At 75.0% G+C, this 18,308-nt stretch carries 14 protein-coding genes; 7 read left to right on the plus strand and 7 right to left on the minus strand.

Annotation, left to right across the window (positions count from 1 at the left end; translation table 11 throughout):
• Nucleotides 1–31 precede the first annotated feature (31 nt).
• Nucleotides 32–1,108 (minus strand): M4 family metallopeptidase, encoded by a 1,077-nt coding sequence (locus tag ACFY07_RS18615; protein WP_390869744.1) that lies wholly within the window; start codon nucleotides 1,106–1,108, stop codon nucleotides 32–34.
• 364 nt (nucleotides 1,109–1,472) lie between these two features.
• Between ACFY07_RS18615 and leuA the strand changes: the two genes are divergently transcribed.
• The 4 genes from leuA to ACFY07_RS18635 all read left to right on the plus strand — a co-directional run bounded on the left by leuA (nucleotide 1,473) and on the right by ACFY07_RS18635 (nucleotide 6,160).
• Nucleotides 1,473–3,254: a 2-isopropylmalate synthase gene (gene leuA / locus ACFY07_RS18620; RefSeq protein ID WP_390869746.1), complete on the plus strand. Its 1,782-nt coding sequence runs from the start codon at nucleotides 1,473–1,475 to the stop codon at nucleotides 3,252–3,254.
• 235 nt (nucleotides 3,255–3,489) lie between these two features.
• Nucleotides 3,490–4,218 (plus strand): TerB family tellurite resistance protein, encoded by a 729-nt coding sequence (locus ACFY07_RS18625; RefSeq protein WP_390869748.1) that lies wholly within the window; start codon nucleotides 3,490–3,492, stop codon nucleotides 4,216–4,218.
• 280 nt (nucleotides 4,219–4,498) lie between these two features.
• Complete coding sequence (gene recO, locus ACFY07_RS18630) at nucleotides 4,499–5,245, plus strand: DNA repair protein RecO (protein WP_390869750.1); 747 nt, start codon at nucleotides 4,499–4,501, stop codon at nucleotides 5,243–5,245.
• A 3-nt stretch (nucleotides 5,246–5,248) separates the two neighbouring features.
• On the plus strand, nucleotides 5,249–6,160 hold the full coding sequence (locus tag ACFY07_RS18635) for an isoprenyl transferase (protein WP_390869752.1): 912 nt from the start codon (nucleotides 5,249–5,251) through the stop codon (nucleotides 6,158–6,160).
• 84 nt (nucleotides 6,161–6,244) lie between these two features.
• On the opposite strand, the gene ACFY07_RS18640 is transcribed toward ACFY07_RS18635, so the two are convergent.
• The 4 genes from ACFY07_RS18640 to ACFY07_RS18655 form a co-directional block, all read right to left on the minus strand.
• The gene (locus ACFY07_RS18640; RefSeq protein ID WP_390869754.1) at nucleotides 6,245–6,670 is read right to left on the minus strand and encodes a Fur family transcriptional regulator; all 426 of its coding nucleotides are present in this window, start codon (nucleotides 6,668–6,670) and stop codon (nucleotides 6,245–6,247) included.
• Between the two features lie 142 nt (nucleotides 6,671–6,812).
• Nucleotides 6,813–7,733 carry a metal ABC transporter permease gene (locus ACFY07_RS18645; protein WP_230650238.1) on the minus strand — a complete coding sequence of 307 codons (921 nt, stop codon included), beginning with the start codon at nucleotides 7,731–7,733 and terminating at the stop codon, nucleotides 6,813–6,815.
• A gap of 5 nt (nucleotides 7,734–7,738) precedes the next feature.
• Complete coding sequence (locus ACFY07_RS18650; RefSeq protein ID WP_390869756.1) at nucleotides 7,739–8,545, minus strand: metal ABC transporter ATP-binding protein; 807 nt, start codon at nucleotides 8,543–8,545, stop codon at nucleotides 7,739–7,741.
• Entirely contained in the window at nucleotides 8,542–9,510 is a 969-nt protein-coding gene (locus ACFY07_RS18655) for a metal ABC transporter substrate-binding protein (protein WP_390869758.1), read from the minus strand. The genes ACFY07_RS18650 and ACFY07_RS18655 overlap by 4 nt, the downstream gene beginning before the upstream one ends.
• A 201-nt stretch (nucleotides 9,511–9,711) precedes the next feature.
• On the opposite strand from ACFY07_RS18655, the gene ACFY07_RS18660 reads away from it, so the two are divergent.
• The gene (locus tag ACFY07_RS18660; RefSeq protein ID WP_230649857.1) at nucleotides 9,712–11,094 is read left to right on the plus strand and encodes a glycine--tRNA ligase; all 1,383 of its coding nucleotides are present in this window, start codon (nucleotides 9,712–9,714) and stop codon (nucleotides 11,092–11,094) included.
• A 134-nt stretch (nucleotides 11,095–11,228) separates the two neighbouring features.
• On the opposite strand, the gene ACFY07_RS18665 is transcribed toward ACFY07_RS18660, so the two are convergent.
• Both ACFY07_RS18665 and ACFY07_RS18670 read right to left on the minus strand, forming a co-directional pair.
• Entirely contained in the window at nucleotides 11,229–12,794 is a 1,566-nt protein-coding gene (locus ACFY07_RS18665) for a hypothetical protein (RefSeq protein ID WP_390869760.1), read from the minus strand.
• A gap of 187 nt (nucleotides 12,795–12,981) precedes the next feature.
• On the minus strand, nucleotides 12,982–13,596 hold the full coding sequence (locus ACFY07_RS18670) for an NADAR family protein (protein WP_390869762.1): 615 nt from the start codon (nucleotides 13,594–13,596) through the stop codon (nucleotides 12,982–12,984).
• A 169-nt stretch (nucleotides 13,597–13,765) separates the two neighbouring features.
• On the opposite strand from ACFY07_RS18670, the gene dusB reads away from it, so the two are divergent.
• Together dusB and ppdK are read left to right on the plus strand one after the other, a co-directional pair.
• The gene (gene dusB / locus ACFY07_RS18675; protein ID WP_390869764.1) at nucleotides 13,766–15,022 is read left to right on the plus strand and encodes a tRNA dihydrouridine synthase DusB; all 1,257 of its coding nucleotides are present in this window, start codon (nucleotides 13,766–13,768) and stop codon (nucleotides 15,020–15,022) included.
• Between the two features lie 519 nt (nucleotides 15,023–15,541).
• A complete protein-coding gene (gene ppdK, locus ACFY07_RS18680; RefSeq protein WP_390869766.1) occupies nucleotides 15,542–18,259 on the plus strand; it encodes a pyruvate, phosphate dikinase in 2,718 nt (905 codons plus the stop codon).
• Nucleotides 18,260–18,308: the final 49 nt, after the last annotated feature.

The raw sequence follows: 18,308 nt of genomic DNA on the forward strand, positions 1-18,308 counted from the left end.
CCCGCCCCGCCGGCGGCCGGGCCGGCCCCGGTCACCCCGTGACGCCCACCTGCGCCCACCCCTTGGCCACCGCGTCCGCCTCCCGGCCCTCGCCGTAGCGGGCGCGGGCCGCCTCCACCGTGGCCGCCGCGAAGGCCGCGAAGTCGGCGTCCGGCCGCAGCCCCGGCGAGGTCAGGGCGTCGTACCAGACCTGCCCGGCCCGCTCCCAGGCGTTGCCGCCGAGCGCGGTCGCCGCCAGGTAGAAGGCGTGGTTGGGGATGCCGGAGTTGATGTGCACCCCGCCGTCGTCGTCCCGGGTGTCCACGTAGCCGTCCATGGTGGCGGGCTGCGGGTCCTTCCCCAGCACCTCGTCGTCGTAGGCGGTGCCGGGCGCCCGCATGGAGCGCAGCGCCACGCCGTGCACCCGCGGCGCCAGCAGCCCGGCGCCGATCAGCCAGTCCGCCCGGTCGGCGGTCTGCTGCAGGGCGTACTGCTTGACCAGGGAGCCGAAGACGTCGGAGAGCGACTCGTTGAGGGCGCCGGACTGGCCCCGGTACTCCAGCTCGGCGGTGTACTGGGTGACGCCGTGGGTCAGCTCGTGGCCGATGACGTCCAGCGGGAGGGTGAAGTCGCCGAAGACCTCGCCGTCGCCGTCGCCGAAGACCATCCGCTCGCCGTCCCAGAAGGCGTTGTCGTAGTCGCGGCCGTAGTGCACGGTCGCGTCCAGCGGCAGTCCGGCGCCGTCGATCGAGCGGCGGCCGTAGACCTCGCGGTAGAGGGCGAAGGTGGCGCCGAGGCCGTCGTACGCCCGGTTCGCCGAGCCGTCCGCGACCGCCGCGCCGCCCTCGCGGCGCACCGTGCGGCCGGGCAGGTGCTCGGTGTGGCCGGCGTCGCGGACGGTCCGCTCGGGGCGGTCGCCGGCGGCCGCGGGCGGCGGTGCGGCGCGGCGGGCGAGGACGCGGTTCTCCCGGTGCCGGGCGTCCAGGGCGAGGGAGCGCCGGGCGGCGTCCCGGACCGCGGCGTCGCCGGCCTCCGCCAGCCGGTCCAGGACGTGCGGCGGCACGATGGTGCAGAAGCAGGCGCGGCCTCCCGGGGTGCGGTCCGCGGCGCCGTGGGCTGTGGGTTCCATGCGCCCAGGGTCCCCGCGGGGCCACGCGTTGTCACCGGACCGGGCGGCTGATTCCCCCGGAGCGGCGAGGAGGGATCGTTTCCGCAGCCCGCCGGGGTGTCGGCGCGGTCCGCCCCCGGCCCGCCTGCGGCGCGTCCGCCCGTGTCTCACGTGGCGGGACGTCCCTGCGGTGCGCGCGGGGGCTGGGTTACGCTGGGCGGCATCATGCGCTACGGGCTGCTTCTTCTTAGCTGCCGCGGCGGGGGCCTGTAGACCACGAGGCCGGCTCCCTCGCCGCGGGGACCGGTGCTGCGCGCACCGCCGCAGCCGTCGGCCCGCCGGACCCCCGTCCGGCCAGCCCGTCGCCAGAGGAGCAACCACCGCCATGACCCAGTCGGAGTCCGCCGCCCGCGCCCACGTCGGGCGCCCCACCCCGATCACCGCCGCCACCGTGCGCCAGCAGCCCTCGCGGATGCCGGTCCACCGCTACGCGCCGTTCCCCACCGTGGACCTGCCCGACCGCACCTGGCCCGACCAGGTGATCACCAGGGCGCCGCGCTGGCTCTCCACCGACCTGCGGGACGGCAACCAGGCCCTGATCGACCCCATGTCGCCCGCCCGCAAGCGCCAGATGTTCGACCTGCTGGTCCGCATGGGCTACAAGGAGATCGAGGTCGGCTTCCCCTCCTCCGGCCAGACGGACTTCGACTTCGTCCGCTCCCTCATCGAGGACGGCGCGATCCCCGAGGACGTCACGATCTCGGTGCTGACGCAGGCCCGCGAGGAGCTGATCGAGCGGACCGTCGAGTCGCTGGCCGGCGCGCCCCGCGCCACCGTGCACCTGTACAACGCCACCGCGCCGCTCTTCCGCCGGGTGGTCTTCCGCGCGAGCCGCGAGGAGGTCCGGCAGATCGCGGTGGACGGCACCCGCCTGGTGATGGAGTACGGCGAGAAGATCCTGGGCGGCGACACCGTCCTGGGCTACGAGTACTCGCCGGAGATCTTCATCGACACCGAGCTGGACTTCGCCCTGGAGGTCTGCGAGGCGGTCATGGACGTCTGGCAGCCCGGCGAGGGCCGCGAGATCATCCTCAACCTGCCCACCACGGTCGAGCGCTCCACCCCGAACGTCTACGCCGACCGCATCGAGTGGATGTCGCGCCACCTGTCGCGCCGCGAGCACGTCTGCCTCTCCGCGCACCCCCACAACGACCGCGGCACCGGCGTCGCCTCCGCCGAGCTGGCCGTCATGGCCGGCGCCGACCGCGTCGAGGGCTGCCTCTTCGGGCAGGGCGAGCGCACCGGCAACCTGGACCTGGTCACCGTCGGCCTGAACCTCTTCTCCCAGGGCGTCGACCCGCAGATCGACTTCTCCGACATCGACGAGATCCGACGCACCGCCGAGTACTGCAACCAGATGCCGGTGCCCGAGCGCCACCCCTACGCCGGCGACCTGGTGTACACCTCCTTCTCCGGCTCCCACCAGGACGCCATCAAGAAGGGCTTCGAGGCCCTGGAGGCCGACGCGGCCGCCGCCGGCCGCAGCGTCGCCGACCAGCCGTGGGGCGTGCCGTACCTGCCGATCGACCCCAAGGACGTCGGCCGCTCCTACGAGGCCGTCATCCGCGTCAACAGCCAGTCCGGCAAGGGCGGCGTCGCCTACGTCCTGAAGAACGACCACAAGCTGGACCTGCCCCGCCGGATGCAGATCGAGTTCTCGCGGATCATCCAGGCCAAGACCGACGCCGAGGGCGGCGAGATCACCCCGGACGCCATCTGGTCCGTCTTCGAGGACGAGTACCTGCCCGTCCCCGGCGCCCCCTGGGGCCGCATCTCGCTGCGCAGCGCCCAGCGGCTCAACACCGACGAGGGCCACGACGTGCTGACCGCCGAGGCCGTCGTCGACGGCCGGGAGACCGTCCTGACCGGCTCCGGCAACGGCCCGGTCTCCGCCTTCGTCGACGCCCTGGCCGGGATCGGCGTGGACGTACGGGTGCTGGACTACGCCGAGCACGCGCTGAGCCAGGGCGGCGACGCCCGGGCGGCCGCGTACGTCGAGTGCGCCGTCGACGGCCGGGTGCTCTGGGGCGTCGGCATGGACGCCAACACCGTCCGCGCCTCGCTGAAGGCCATCGTCAGCGCCGTCAACCGGGCCCGCCGCGCCTGACCCGCGCGCCACCCCGCCGCCGCACGCGCCGCCGGGACCCCCGGCGGCGCGTGTGTGTCCTGCGCCACACTTTTTCGGCCCGACCGCCGTCCGGGGTACTGACAGGGCCTCACGCGCGTGGCAGCATCGACCCAACCGACAGCGGGGTCGGTGGGACGCCCCTGAGTGCTCGGTTGCGTGACCTCGCCCGTGGGTGACGGGCAGGGGACGCCGGCAGTGACAGGGGAGTGCGCCTGTGACGCGTCTGTGGGGTGTCCGTCCGGCATGGCGGACCGAGGTCCTCGGTGAGTTCTTCTGCTCCGGCTGCGGCGGCGACCGCAACTACCGCCGGCAGCGGGGCCGCCGCTGGCTGCGCCTGCTCGGCGCCCCCGTGCTGCCCCTCGGACCGGCCGGCACCAGCGTCCAGTGCACCGCCTGCCGCGCCCGCTGCGCGCCCTCCGCCCTGGAGCGTCCCACCTGCACCCGGCTCTCCGCCATGCTGCGCGACGCCCAGTACACCGTCGCGCTCGCCGTCCTCGCCGCCGGCGGTGCCGCCAGCCGCCCCACCCGCGAGGCCGCCTGCGGGGTGATCCGGGAGGCCGGCTTCGAGGACTGCGGCGAGGCCCAGGTGCTCGCCGCCCTCGCGGCGCTCTCCGGCCTCGGCTCCGCCCCGGGCGGCGACCCCCGCGGCTCCCTGCCCCTCGGCGCCCTGCCCCTCGACGCCGCGCCCCTCGACGCCGTGTACGGCGGCATCGGCGGCGGCCTCGCGATCGAGCTCCACGCCGCCCTGGAGCCGCTCGCCCCCCACCTCGCCCCGCAGGGACTGGAGCGGCTCCTGCTCCAGGGCGCCTGGATCGCCCTCGCCGACGGCCCCTACCGGCCCGCCGAGCGCGACGCCCTCGCCGCCGTCGGCCACTGCCTGCAGCTCGGCGAGGACCGGATCGCGGAGCTGCTGGAGGCGGCGGCCCGCACGCCGCACTCCTAGGCACGCCTCCCAAGGACGGGCCCGCGTCCCCCTCCCGGGCCTGCCCGGACCCGCACCGGCGCGGGCGCCCGCCCTGCAGCGGCCCGCGGCGCCCCCGGTGCGGGCCCCCGGGGACCTCCGCGGCCCGCGCCCCGCCCGCCACCCGTGGTCCCTGCGTCCGCCCGCGTCCGCCACCCGCGGCGCCTGCGCCCGCCCGCCCCCGGAGCCCGGTCCGGATGCGGGAGAATGGCACCATGCCGCACCCCGCCCCCGCCCCCCGCCCCCGCCCGGGCCGCACCGCATGAGCCTCTACCGCGACGACGGCATCGTGCTGCGCACCCAGAAGCTGGGCGAGGCCGACCGCATCATCACCCTCCTCACCCGCCACCACGGCCGGGTGCGGGCGGTGGCACGCGGCGTGCGGCGCACCAAGTCCAAGTTCGGCGCCCGGCTGGAGCCCTTCTCCCACGTCGACGTGCAGTTCTTCGCCCGCGGCAGCGACCTCGTCGGCCGCGGCCTGCCGCTGTGCACCCAGGTGGAGACCATCGCCCCCTACGGCGGTGGCATCGTCTCCGACTACGGCCGCTACACCGCCGGCACCGCCATGCTGGAGACCGCCGAGCGGTTCACCGAGAACGAGGGCGAGCCCGCCGTCCAGCAGTACCTGCTGCTCGTCGGCGGCCTGCGCACGCTGGCGTCCGGCGCCCACGACGCCCACCTGGTGCTGGACGCCTTCCTGCTGCGCTCCCTCGCCGTCAACGGCTACGGCGCCACCTTCGACGACTGCGCCAAGTGCGGCATGGAGGGGCCCAACCGGTTCTTCTCCCTGCAGGCGGGCGGGGTCCTGTGCGGCGACTGCCGGGTCCCCGGCAGTGCCGTACCCTCCCCTGAGACACTGGAACTGCTCGGTGCGCTGCTCTCCGGCGACTGGGAGACCGCGGACGCCTGCGAGCCGCGGCACTGCCGGGAGGGCAGCGGCCTGGTCGCTGCCTACCTGCAGTGGCACCTCGAGCGGGGCCTCCGTTCCCTGAGATACGTGGAGAAGTAGGCGATGGCAGCACGACGGCTCTTCGGCGGCGGACGGCAGCGGACCTACCTGCCGCCCAGCCCGCACCCGAGCGGCGCGCAGCCGCCGAAGATCCCCGGCGAGCTGGTCCCGAACCACGTCGCCATCGTCATGGACGGCAACGGCCGCTGGGCCAAGGAGCGCGGCCTGCCCCGCACCGAGGGCCACAAGGTCGGCGAGGGCGTCGTGCTCGACGTCCTCAAGGGCTGCATCGAGCTGGGCGTGAGGAACCTCTCCCTCTACGCCTTCTCCACCGAGAACTGGAAGCGCTCGCCCGAGGAGGTGCGCTTCCTCATGAACTTCAACCGCGACGTCATCCACCGCCGCCGCGACGAGATGGACGCCCTCGGCGTGCGGGTCCGCTGGGCCGGGCGGATGCCGAAGCTGTGGAAGAGCGTCGTGCAGGAGCTCCAGGTCGCCGAGGAGCAGACCAGGGACAACGACCTGGTGACGCTGTACATGTGCGTCAACTACGGCGGCCGCGCCGAGATCGCCGACGCCGCCGCCGCGATCGCCGAGGACGTCGCCGCGGGCCGGCTCGACCCGGGCAAGGTCAACGAGAAGACCTTCGCCCGCTACCTCTACCACCGCGACATGCCGGACGTGGACCTCTTCCTGCGGCCCAGCGGCGAGCAGCGGACCTCGAACTTCCTGCTCTGGCAGTCCGCGTACGCCGAGTTCGTCTTCCAGGACGTCCTCTGGCCGGACTTCGACCGCCGCGACCTGTGGCGCGCCTGCGAGCAGTACGCGATGCGCGACCGCCGCTTCGGCGGCGCCCTGCCCAACGAGGCGGCCTCCGGCGGGCCGGCCGGGAGCGGGCCGGCCGGGAGCGCGGCCGACGGGGCCGCCGAGGGGCTGCCCGAAGCCGGGGGGATACCCGCCCAGCAGCAGCGCTGAGACGCGGCGAGGGGCCCGGGAGGCGGTCGCCGCCTCCCGGGCCCCTCGCGCACGGCCCCGCCCCTGCTCCGGGTCCGCGCCCCGTCAGCCGACGCCGGAGCAGGCCCCGCCGGAGCAGGCGGCGCAGGTGCCGAAGATCTCCAGGGTGTGGGAGATGTCCGAGAACCCGTGCTCGGCGGCGACCGCGTCGGCCCACCGCTCCACGGCGGGGCCCTCGACCTCCACCGTGCGCCCGCAGCTGCGGCACACCAGGTGGTGGTGGTGCCCGCTGCTGCACCGCCGGTACACGGCCTCGCCGTCGGCGGTGCGCAGCACGTCGACCTCGCCCGCGTCGGCCAGCGACTGCAGGGTGCGGTAGACGGTGGTCAGGCCGACCGAGTCGCCCCGGTGGCGGAGGAGGTCGTGCAGCTCCTGGGCGCTGCGGAAGTCCTGGATCTCGTCCAGGGCGGCGGACACGGCGGCGCGCTGCCGGGTCGACCGGGCACGCGGCGACGGGCTGGCGGTGGTCACCGTGAGTCCTCCTCGGTGGTCGGTGCGGTCGATGGTCTCGGTGCGGTGGGTGCGGTGGGTGCGGTGGGTGCGGTCGGCGGGCCCGCCGCACCGGCCCGTGGCCGGGGAGCGCCGGGTCCTGCGGCCGGCGGTGCCGGGGCCCTCATTCTGCCAGCGCGGCCCCCCGCGCGGGCCCCTGCCCGCTCCCGGTGTCCTCCCGCGGACCGGGCAGCACCAGGTCGCAGGCGGCCGGTTCCGCGCCGCCGCCCCCGGTGCGGTGGCGGCGCCGGGCCAGGGGCACGGCCAGGACCCCGATCAGGCCGAAGACGACCATGGCGAGCACCACGATGGCGGGGCCGGGCGGCAGGTCCTGGTAGTAGGAGGCGGTGGTGCCGGTGAGGGAGACCGCCACGCCGATGCCGACCGCCAGCGCCTGGGTGGCGGCGAAGGACCGGGTGACCTGCTGGGCCGCGGCGACCGGGACCACCATCAGGGCGCTCACCAGCAGCAGGCCGACCACCCGCATGGCCACGGTGACGGTGACGGCGGCGGTGACCGCCAGCAGCAGGTTGAGCAGCCGCACCGGCAGCCCGGTGACCCGGGCGAACTCCTCGTCCTGGCAGACGGCGAAGAGCTGCCGCCGCAGGCCGAAGGTGATCGCGGTGACGAGGGCCGCGAGCACCCCGACGGTGGCGATGTCGGCCGTGGAGACGGTGAGGATCGAGCCCCACAGGTAGCTGGTGAGGTTGGCCATCGAGCCGTCGGGCGAGAGCTTGATGATCAGCGCGCCGCCCGCCATGCCGCCGTAGAAGAGCATGGCCAGCGCGATGTCGCCGCGGGTGCGGCCGCGCTCGCGGATCAGCTCCATCACCACCGCGCCGGCGGACGCGACCAGCGTGGCCATCCAGACGGGACTGGTGTTCAGCAGGAAGCCCAGCGAGACGCCGGTGAGGGCGACGTGGCCGATGCCGTCGCCCATGATCGCCTGGCGGCGCTGCACCAGGTAGAGGCCGACGGCGGGCGCGGTGACCCCGATCAGCAGGGCGGCGAGCAGGGCCCGCTGCATGAAGGCGGCGTTCAGCATCTCGGTCACGGCAGCAGCCCCGGTGCGGTCGTGCGGGCACGGCGGTCGTGGTCGCCGCCGTGCGGATGGACGTGGTCGTGGCCGGGCAGGGCGTGCTGACCGGCGGCGGGCGGCGGCGGCCCGTCGTGGGCCACGCAGCCGTCGCGCAGCACCACCGCCCGGTCGATCAGCGGCTCCAGCGGGCCCAGCTCGTGCAGCACCAGCAGCACGGCGGCGCCGCGCCGCACCTCCCGCTCCAGGGTGTCGGCCAGCACCTGCTGGCTGGCCAGGTCGACCCCGGCCATCGGCTCGTCCATCACCAGCAGGTCGGGTTCGCCGACCATGGCGCGGGCGATGAGCACCCGCTGCTGCTGGCCGCCGGAGAGGTCGCCGACGCCGTCGCCGGCCCGGTCCAGCATGCCGACGGCGTCCAGCGCCCGGTCGACGGCCTCGCGGTCGCGGCGGCGGAAGGGCCGCAGCCCGTGCCGGGAGAGGCGCCCGGTGGAGACGACCTCCCGCACGCTCGCGGGCACGCCGGAGGCCGCGCTGGTGCGCTGCGGCACGTAGCCGACGCGGTGCCAGGCCCGGAACCTGCCGTACGGGGTGCCGAACAGCTCCAGGGTGCCCCGCTGCAGCGGCACCGAGCCCATCACGGCGCGGATGGTGGTGGACTTCCCGGAGCCGTTGGCGCCGAGCAGCGAGACGACCTCGCCGGGGCGCACGGTGAGGTCGACGCCGCGCAGGACGGGCCGGCCGCCCAGGGAGGCGGCGCCGCCGAGCAGGCGGACGGCCGGGTCCGTGCCGGTGCCGGCGGATGCGGGCGGGGAGGTCATCGGGCGCCTCCGAAGGCTGTCTCGAGGTTCTTCAGGTTCTGCCGCTGGACCGAGAAGTAGTCGTCCCGGGAGGAGTCCTTGACCCCTTCGACCGGGTCGAGCACGGCGGTCCGCAGGTGGAGGTCGGCAGCGAGGGTCGCGGCGAGCTTCGGGTTGCTGAGGGTCTCGAAGAAGACCGTCGTCACCCCGTGGGCGCGCGCCTGGCGCTGGATGGCGGCGAGCCGGGCGGGGCTCGGTTCGGACTCGGGGTCCACGCCGCTGACGGCGACCTGGCGGATGCCGTACCGGTCGGCGAGGTAGCCGAAGGCGGCGTGGCTCGTGACGAAGTCGCGGCCCCGGTAGGGCGCGAGTCCGGTCCGGAACTCCGCGTCCAGGGCGGCGAGGCGGGCGACCATCGCGTCCGTCCTCCTGCGGTAGTCGGCCGCGTGTGCGGGGTCGGCCTCGGCGAGGCCGCGGCCGACGCCGCGGGCGAGGACGGCGTAGCGGGCGGGGTCGAGCCAGACGTGGGGGTCGCCGGTGGCGTGGGCGTGCGGTTCCGCCCCGGCGCCGGCGGCCCGGTCGCCGCTCCCGCCCGGCCCGTCCCCGCCCTCGTCGAGGTGGTGGTCGGCGAGCGGGGTGAGGGAGGAGGCCTCGACGACGCGGCGGGCCCCGGACTGCCGCACGGCCTCGTCCACGGCGGGCTGGAGCCCCTTGAGGTAGACGACCAGTCCGGCGGAGCCCACGGAGGCGACCTGGCGGGGGGAGAGCTCCAGGTCGTGGGGCTCGACGCCGGGGGAGGTGAGGTCGGTGACGGCGACGTGGGGGCCGCCGATCTGCTCGGCCAGGTACTGCAGGGGGTAGAAGGAGGCGACGACGCCCAGCCGGCCGTCGGCGCGCGCCACCGGGCCGCCCGCGCCGCAGGCCGCGAGGGCCAGGACGGCCGCGGCGGCCGCGGCTATGAGGGCGAGGGCGCGTATGTGGCTCATGACAACCATTCTCATTTAAAGTGGAAACGATTGTCAATTCTCAGCTGTTCGGACGATCGGACCGCCGTGGCGCCGCCGCAGCGGGCAAGGGATTTGAAACCCCTCCGCCCGGGGCCGGTAACCTGAGGCATTCGGTCGTGCCGCCCCGCCGCGGCACCCTCCCCGAGTCCTTGCCCGCGTCGTCGTACTGAAGAGAGCACTGTGGCCGCCGACAAGATCGACACGATCGTCAGCCTGAGCAAGCGCCGTGGCTTCGTCTACCCCTGCAGCGAGATCTACGGCGGTCAGCGCGCCGCCTGGGACTACGGGCCACTGGGCGTCGAGCTCAAGGAGAACATCAAGCGGCAGTGGTGGCGCTCCATGGTCACCGGCCGCGAGGACGTCGTGGGCATCGACTCCTCCGTGATCCTCGCCCGCGAGGTCTGGGAGGCGTCCGGCCACGTCGCCACCTTCAACGACCCGCTGACCGAGTGCCTCTCCTGCCACAAGCGGTTCCGCGCGGACCACCTGGAGGAGGCGTACGAGGCCAAGCACGGCCACGTCCCGGCCGGGGGCCTCTCCGACGTCAACTGCCCCAACTGCGGCAACAAGGGCGCCTTCACCGAGCCCAAGCAGTTCTCCGGCATGCTGAAGACCCACCTCGGCGTCACCGAGGACGCCTCCGGGCTGTCCTACCTGCGCCCGGAGACCGCCCAGGGCATCTTCACCAACTTCAAGGCCGTCCAGCAGACCTCGCGCAAGAAGCCGCCGTTCGGCATCGCCCAGACCGGCAAGTCCTTCCGCAACGAGATCACGCCGGGCAACTTCATCTTCCGCACCCGCGAGTTCGAGCAGATGGAGATGGAGTTCTTCGTCAAGCCGGGCGAGGACGAGCAGTGGCACGAGTACTGGCTCCAGGAGCGCTGGAACTGGTACACCGGCCTCGGCCTGCGCGAGGAGAACATGCGCTTCTTCGAGCACCCCAAGGAGAAGCTCTCCCACTACGCCAAGCGCACGGTGGACATCGAGTACCGCTTCAACTTCGGCGGCAGCGAGTTCTCCGAGCTGGAGGGCGTCGCCAACCGCACCGACTACGACCTCGCGGTGCACGCCGAGCACTCCGGCCAGGACCTGAAGTACTTCGACCAGGAGTCCGGCGAGCGCTGGTTCCCCTACGTCATCGAGCCGGCGGCCGGCCTCAACCGCGCCATGCTCGCCTTCCTCCTCGACGCCTACTTCGAGGACGAGGCCCCCAACGCCAAGGGCGTCATGGAGAAGCGCGTCGGCATGCGCCTGGACCCGCGCCTGGCCCCGGTCAAGGTCGCGGTCCTGCCGCTCTCCCGCAACGCCGACCTCTCCCCGAAGGCCCGCGGCCTCGCCGCCGACCTCCGCCAGGCGTGGAACGTGGAGTTCGACGACGCCGGCGCCATCGGCAAGCGCTACCGCCGCCAGGACGAGATCGGCACCCCGTTCTGCGTCACCGTCGACTTCGACACCCTCGAGGACAACGCGGTGACCGTCCGCGAGCGCGACACCATGGCCCAGGAGCGCGTCTCCCTGGACCAGGTCAAGGGCTACCTGGCCGCCCGTCTCATCGGCTGCTGACACCGGCCCGCACGTGCAGGGGCGGCCCGCCGGGATCCCGGCGGGCCGCCCCTCGTGCTTCCTCCCGCGCCCTCCGGCGCCCTCCCGTGCCTTTCCATGCCGGTCAGTCCGGTCGGCCCGGTCGGCCCGGTCGGTCAGCGGCCCCGGCGGCCCCGCAGTCCGCGCCCCGGGGCGGCGGGCGCCTCCAGCGGCAGGTCCGCCAGCCGCAGCGCCGCCGCGACGTCGCGGCGGCGTCCCGGCTCGGCCTCCCCGGCCGCCTCCAGCAGCACCCCGTACACCTCCGGCAGCCCCCGCACGGTCAGCGCCGAGCCCAGCCCGGCCACGTCGTCCGCCGTCCGGCCGCGGACCACCGCCCGCAGCAGGACCCGGCACTCCGCCGCCCGTCCCGCCCCGGCCAGCGCGGCCGCCAGGGCGGCCACCTCCCCGGGCGCGCGGCTGGACGCCTGCCCCAGCAGGCTCCGCAGGTCCGCGTCCCGCCCCGCGTCGGCCAGCGCCGCCGCCAGCGCGGCCACCCCGGCGGGCGGCGCCGACGCCGACTCCCACAGCAGGGTCGCCGCGTCCGCGGCCTGACCGGTCCGCTCCAGGGCGTCGAACAGCGGCACCAGCCGGTCCGGCGGCCACGCCCACAGCCGGTGGAACAGCTCCTGCGCCTCCTCGACCAGCTCCGCCTGCCGCAGCAGCGCCAGCACCCCGGCGACCTGCCCCGGTCCGCCCCCGGCCGCGGCCCGCGCCAGGTACGCCGACGAGCCGGGCGGCCCGTCGGCGTGCAGCCGCCCGGCCAGCACGGCCACGTCGGCCGGGCTCAGCGACACCGCCGCCGCGGCCACCTCCCGCGCCGCCTGCTGCCCCTGGCCGCCCGCGTACAGGGCCCGGACCCGGGCCGCGAGCGCGCCCGCCGCGGCGGTGTGCCGCGCCGCGGGCCGGGCCTCCGCCGACGGCTCCTCCGCGGGCCGGGCCTGCGCGGACGTGTCCTGCGCGGACGTGTCCTGCGCGGACGGGTCCTCCCCGCCCGGGTGCTCGCGTCCGGCGGGCCGCACCGTCCGCTGCGCCCGTCCCGGGTGCTGCTCCCGGTGCTCGCCGTACTCCCGCCGTCCCCGCTGCTCCCGCTGCTCCCGTCCGCCCCGCCCCCGCCCGGTGCCCTGCGGGGCGTCCGCCGGGACCGGCTCCCCGGCGGCGCCGCCGAAGCGGGCACCCACCGGGCGGACCGGTGCGGCGGGCACGGGCTGCAGCCCCTCCGCCGGCCCGTCCGCCGGCCCCTCGGCCGTGAACACCCCGCCGTGCCGGGCGCCGCCCGTCCGCCGCGGCCGCCCCCGCCGCCCCCCGCCCGGGGCCGCCGCCTGCGGGGCGTCCGCCGGGTCCGGGACCGCCGGGTCCGGCGCCGCCCCGGCAGCCTGCCCCGGTGCCGGGGCGTGCTCCCCCCGCACCGCCGCCGACCAGCGGACCCGCGCCTCCGCCCCCTTCAGCTCCTCGCCCAGCCGCACGCACTCCGCGCCCAGCCGCTCCCGGTACGTCCGCGCCTGCGCCAGCTCCTGCTCCACGCCCCCGGCCGCCCCGTCGGACCGCAGTCCGCCGGACCGCAGCTCGGCTGCGAGCCTGCGCTCCCGCTGCACGGCGTACCGGCGTGCCGCCAGCAGCTCGTCCAGCCGCGTCCGTATCGCGTCGACCTGCGCGGACGCCGTGTCCCCGTCGTGAACCGCCATGGTGCGACCTCCCGCCGGACACCCCTGCGGCCTCCGGCCCTCGTCAGCTCACCCGCTCGGGCACGGCCACCGACCCACCGCGTCCGAACCGTCACCCGGAGTCATGGCCGGTCGTCATCCTGCCGCATCCGGCGCGCACGGGTGTTACGGGAGTGCTTCGGTTTCCTTTCGCGGCGCCGCCCGGCCGTCACCGTTCCGGTGCGGACGGTCCGCCGGCGAGGACGCGGCGGGCCTCCATCAGGGCGAACCCCAGCAGGTTGAGCCCCCGCCAGCGGGACGGGTCGGCGGCCCGCTCGTCGTCCGCCGCGAGCCCGACGCCCCAGATCCGGTCCACCGGGCTCGCCTCCACCAGCACCCGCGACCCGGTCCCCAGCAGATAGGCGCGGAGCGCCGTGTCCTGCCCGAACTTGGCCGTGCTCCCCGCCACGACGAGGCCGAACCGCTCCCGCTCCCAGACCGCCCCGTCGAACCCCCGCACCAGCCGCCCCAGCTTCTTCGCCTCGGCCGGGGTACGGGCGGCGAGGATCCGCTCCGCGGCGTCCGCGTCCCCGAACAGCCGGGCCTTCCCGGCCATCATCCAGTGCTCGGCGCTCGCGTACGCGGTCCCGTCCACGGTGAACGGTGAGGGCCACCACTGGCTGAGGCAGCCTGCGCCGAGGCTGCCGTCGCGCTGCGGGCGGTGCCCCCAGAACATGAGGTACTTCGGCCGGGCGCCCGCCGCGGTGAGGGCGGCCAGCTCGTCGCGGCTGCGGGCGTCCGCGGGGACGGTGGGCGGCAGCGGGGGCGTCGTCGGGGCGGTCATGCGCCGATCCTGCCAGCCGCCTCCGACACCGCCCACCGGTTTCCCGTCCGCCCCGCCCGCCCGTCCCGCCCGCCCGTCCGCCCCTCGGGTCCGCCCCCGCCGGGCCGCCGCCGCGGTGGGGGACAATGGGGGACCGGACCGCCCGCACCCGAACCGAGGAACCGCCCGCATGACCACCACCGCCGAGCCCGCCGCCCCCAGGGAGACCGCCCCCGGGGAGACCGTCCCCGGGGGGACCGCGTCCGGGGGGGCCGCCCCCGTGGACGGCGCCTCCGCAGGCGTCCCCGAGGGCGCCCCCGCGCCGCTGCGGGTCGGGCCCGTGCAGGTGTGGCCGCCGGTGGTGCTGGCGCCCATGGCGGGCATCACCAACGCGCCGTTCCGCACCCTGTGCCGGGAGCAGAGCGGCGGCCGCGGGCTGTTCGTCAGCGAGATGATCACCACCCGCGCCCTGGTGGAGCGGGACCGCAAGACGATGCGGCTGATCCGGTTCGCGCCGACCGAGCAGCCCCGCTCGATCCAGCTCTACGGGGTGGACCCGGTGACCGTCGGCCGGGCGGTCCGCATGATCGCGGACGAGGACCTCGCCGACCACGTCGACCTCAACTTCGGCTGCCCGGTGCCCAAGGTCACCCGCAAGGGCGGCGGCTCCGCGCTGCCCTACAAGCGGAACCTCATGCGGGAGATCCTGCGGCAGGCCGTGGGCAACGCGGGCCGGCTCCCGGTGACGGTCAAGATGCGCAAGGGCATCGATGACGACCACCTCACCTACCTGGACGCCGGGCGGATCGCCGCCGAGGAGGGCGTGGCGGCGGTGGCCCTGCACGGGCGGACCGCGGTGCAGCACTACGGCGGCACCGCCGACTGGTCGGCGATCGCCCGGCTGCGCGAGTCGGTGCCCGACCACGTGCCGGTGCTGGGCAACGGCGACATCTGGTCGGCGGACGACGCGGTGCGGATGATGCGGGAGACCGGCTGCGACGGCGTGGTCGTGGGGCGCGGCTGCCTGGGGCGGCCGTGGCTCTTCCGCGACCTGGTCTCGGTCTTCGAGGGCGAGAGCGACTACCAGCGCCCCTCCTTCCGGCAGGTCGCGGCGGTCATGGTGCGCCACGCCGAGCTGCTGGGGGAGTGGATCGGCGACGAGGCGCGCGGCGTCATCGACTTCCGCAAGCACGTGGCCTGGTACACCAAGGGCTTCTCGGTGGGCTCGGAGATGCGGGTGAAGCTGGCGAACGCCTCCTCGCTGGCCGAGCTGGAGGGGCTGCTGGGCTCGCTCGACCTGGACCAGCCGTGGCCGGAGGGCGCGGACGGGCCGCGCGGCCGCACCACGGGCGAGCGCCGGGTGGTGCTGCCGGAGGGCTGGCTGGACGACCCGTACGACTGCACGGTGCCCGGGGCCGACGCGGAGCTGGACACCTCCGGCGGCTGAGCCCGGCCCCGGCCGGTCCGCCCCTGCCCCGCCCCCGCCTCCCGCCGCCGGGCCCCACCCGACCCCCGGCCCCGCACGATCCGGAGCCGTTCCGCACCGGCCCCGTACGCCCGGTGGGACGGCCCCCGTGACGCTTGCCACACGCGCGCCCGGTTGACGGGGCCCGCGGGCGGGCGGCGGCGCGGCGGGGCGCGGATCGTTTCCCGAAGGAGTCCCCGGCGGAACCGGCGGCCTGCCTCCAGGTAATCAAGGCGCGGTGGCACCCGGTGCCATCCGCTGTCACCCAGGGTCGCCCGCCGGTGATCACGACGTTTCACCGCCTTCGACACATGAACGCTCGCTAACGTCAGGAGGACGATTTCACAAACGCAGGCGATCGGGCCTTGAAGGCATCGATCCGGGTGTCCGGCGCGGGTCCGCGACCACTGACGGCCTATCGGTTGCGCTGAAGTGCCTTCGAAATGGGTATGTTCTCCGCCGTCAGGGCAACCGTGCGACCCGTGCGCGAGGAGAACACCCGTGCCGAAATTCGTCTACTCCTTCACCGAGGGCAACAAGGACCTCAAGGACCTGCTCGGCGGCAAGGGCGCGAACCTCGCCGAGATGACCAACCTCGGACTGCCCGTCCCTCCGGGCTTCACCATCACCACCGAGGCGTGCAAGGTCTACCTGGAGTCCGGCAGCGAGCCCGAGGGCCTGCGCGACGAGGTGAGTGCGCACCTCGACGCCCTGGAGCGGACCATGGGCAAGCGCCTCGGCCAGGCCGACGACCCCCTCCTGGTGTCGGTGCGCTCCGGGGCCAAGTTCTCCATGCCGGGCATGATGGACACCGTCCTCAACATCGGCCTCTCCGACGCCTCCGTGGCCGGCCTCGCCGCCCAGTCCGGCAACGAGCGGTTCGCCTGGGACTCCTACCGCCGCCTGCTGCAGATGTTCGGCAGGACCGTGCTCGGCGTCGACGGCGGCCTCTTCGAGGACGCGCTGGACGAGGCCAAGCACGCCAAGGGCACCTCGGACGACCTGGACCTGGACGCCGGCGACCTGGAGAAGCTGGTCGAGCGGTTCAAGGGCATCGTCCGCAGCGAGACCGGCCGCGACTTCCCCCAGGACCCCCGCGAGCAGATGGACCTCGCCGTCCGCGCGGTCTTCGAGTCCTGGAACAGCGACCGGGCCCGGCTCTACCGCCGCCAGGAGCGCATCCCCGGCGACCTGGCCACCGCGGTCAATGTCTGCTCCATGGTCTTCGGCAACCTCGGCTCCGACTCGGGCACCGGCGTCGCCTTCACCCGCGACCCCTCCACCGGCGCCCAGGGCGTGTACGGCGACTACCTGCAGAACGCCCAGGGCGAGGACGTCGTCGCCGGCATCCGCAACACCGTGCCGCTCGCCGAGCTGGAGACGCTGGACAAGGCGTCGTACGACCAGCTCATGGGGATCATGGAGACCCTGGAGAACCACTACCGGGACCTCTGCGACATCGAGTTCACCATCGAGCGCGGCAAGCTGTGGATGCTGCAGACCCGGGTCGGCAAGCGCACCGCCGCGGCCGCCTTCCGCATCGCCACGCAGCTCGTCGACCAGGGCCTGATCGACCTCGACGAGGCGCTGCACCGGGTCAACGGCGCCCAGCTGGCGCAGCTGATGTTCCCCCGCTTCGCCGAGGAGCGCCCCGGCCAGGGGGAGAAGGCGCCCGACCGGATCGCCTGGGGCATCGCCGCCTCGCCCGGCGCCGCCGTCGGCAAGGCCGTCTTCGACTCCTACACCGCCGTCAAGTGGTCCCGCTCGGGCGAGAAGGTCATCCTGGTCCGCCGGGAGACCAACCCCGACGACCTCGACGGCATGATCGCGGCCGAGGGCATCCTCACCTCGCGCGGCGGCAAGACCTCGCACGCCGCCGTCGTCGCCCGCGGCATGGGCAAGACCTGCGTCTGCGGCGCCGAGGAGCTGGAGGTCGACACCAAGAAGCGGCGCTTCGCCACCGCCGACGGCCGGGTCGTCGAGGAGGGCGACCTGATCTCCATCGACGGCTCCACCGGCAAGGTCTACCTGGGCGAGGTCCCGGTCGTGCCGTCGCCGGTCGTCGAGTACTTCGAGGGCACCCTGCACGCCGGCGCCGACGAGCAGGGCGGCCTGGTGCAGGCCGTGCACCGGATCATGTCCCACGCCGACGGCCGCCGCCGGCTGCGGGTGCGGGCCAACGCCGACAACGCCGACGACGCCTCGCGCGCCCGCCGGTACGGCGCCCAGGGCATCGGCCTGTGCCGCACCGAGCACATGTTCCTCGGCGAGGAGCGCCGCAAGGAGGTCGAGCGGCTGATCCTCGCCGACACCGACGACGAGCGCGAGTCGGCGCTGCGCACCCTCCTGCCGCTGCAGAAGGACGACTTCGTCGAGCTCTTCCAGGCCATGGACGGGCTGCCGGTCACCGTGCGGCTGCTGGACCCGCCGCTGCACGAGTTCCTGCCGGACATCACCGAGCTGTCGGTGCGCGTCGCCCTCGCCGAGGCCCGCAAGGACCACAACGAGAACGACCTGCGCCTCCTCCAGGCCGTCCACCGCCTCCACGAGCAGAACCCGATGCTCGGCCTGCGCGGCGTACGCCTCGGCCTGGTCATCCCGGGCCTGTTCTCCATGCAGGTCCGCGCCATCGCCGAGGCCGCCGCCGAGCGGCGCCGGGCGGGCGGCGACCCCCGGCCGGAGATCATGATCCCGCTGGTGGGCACCGTCCAGGAGCTGGAGATCGTCCGCGAGGACGCGGAGAAGGTGCTCGCCGAGGTCGCCGCCGCCACCGGCGTCCCCCTCGACATCGCGCTCGGTACCATGATCGAGCTGCCGCGGGCGGCCGTCACGGCCGGTCAGATCGCCGAGGCCGCCGAGTTCTTCTCCTTCGGCACCAACGACCTGACCCAGACGGTGTGGGGCTTCAGCCGCGACGACGTCGAGGCCTCCTTCTTCACCGCCTACCTGGAGAAGGGCATTTTCGGCGTCTCCCCGTTCGAGACCATCGACCGGGACGGCGTCGGCTCGCTGGTGCGGCAGGCCGCCGAGGCCGGCCGGGCCACCCGCCCCGGCCTCAAGCTCGGGGTCTGCGGCGAGCACGGCGGCGACCCGGACTCCGTCCACTTCTTCCACGAGGTGGGGCTGGACTACGTCTCCTGCTCCCCCTTCCGCATCCCGGTGGCGCGCCTGGAGGCAGGCCGCGCCGCCATCGAGACGGCGGGCAGCGACTCGCGCTGACGGTGTGTCGGCGCGGTCGGTGACCGCACCCGTGCGGCGGAGCTCGGCG

Source organism: Streptomyces sp. NPDC001380, assembly GCF_042895785.1.
Classification (GTDB): Bacteria; Actinomycetota; Actinomycetes; order Streptomycetales; family Streptomycetaceae; genus Peterkaempfera.

Coding starts and splice junctions, on each gene's coding strand:
- recO (WP_390869750.1), top strand. CDS start 4,499: ATGAGCCTCTACCGCGACGACGGCATCGTGCTGCGCACCCAGAAGCTG.
- ACFY07_RS18645 (WP_230650238.1), bottom strand. CDS start 7,733: ATGCTGAACGCCGCCTTCATGCAGCGGGCCCTGCTCGCCGCCCTGCTG.
- leuA (WP_390869746.1), top strand. CDS start 1,473: ATGACCCAGTCGGAGTCCGCCGCCCGCGCCCACGTCGGGCGCCCCACC.
- ACFY07_RS18650 (WP_390869756.1), bottom strand. CDS start 8,545: ATGACCTCCCCGCCCGCATCCGCCGGCACCGGCACGGACCCGGCCGTC.
- ACFY07_RS18655 (WP_390869758.1), bottom strand. CDS start 9,510: ATGAGCCACATACGCGCCCTCGCCCTCATAGCCGCGGCCGCCGCGGCC.
- dusB (WP_390869764.1), top strand. CDS start 13,766: ATGACCACCACCGCCGAGCCCGCCGCCCCCAGGGAGACCGCCCCCGGG.
- ACFY07_RS18670 (WP_390869762.1), bottom strand. CDS start 13,596: ATGACCGCCCCGACGACGCCCCCGCTGCCGCCCACCGTCCCCGCGGAC.
- ACFY07_RS18635 (WP_390869752.1), top strand. CDS start 5,249: ATGGCAGCACGACGGCTCTTCGGCGGCGGACGGCAGCGGACCTACCTG.
- ACFY07_RS18615 (WP_390869744.1), bottom strand. CDS start 1,108: ATGGAACCCACAGCCCACGGCGCCGCGGACCGCACCCCGGGAGGCCGC.
- ACFY07_RS18665 (WP_390869760.1), bottom strand. CDS start 12,794: ATGGCGGTTCACGACGGGGACACGGCGTCCGCGCAGGTCGACGCGATA.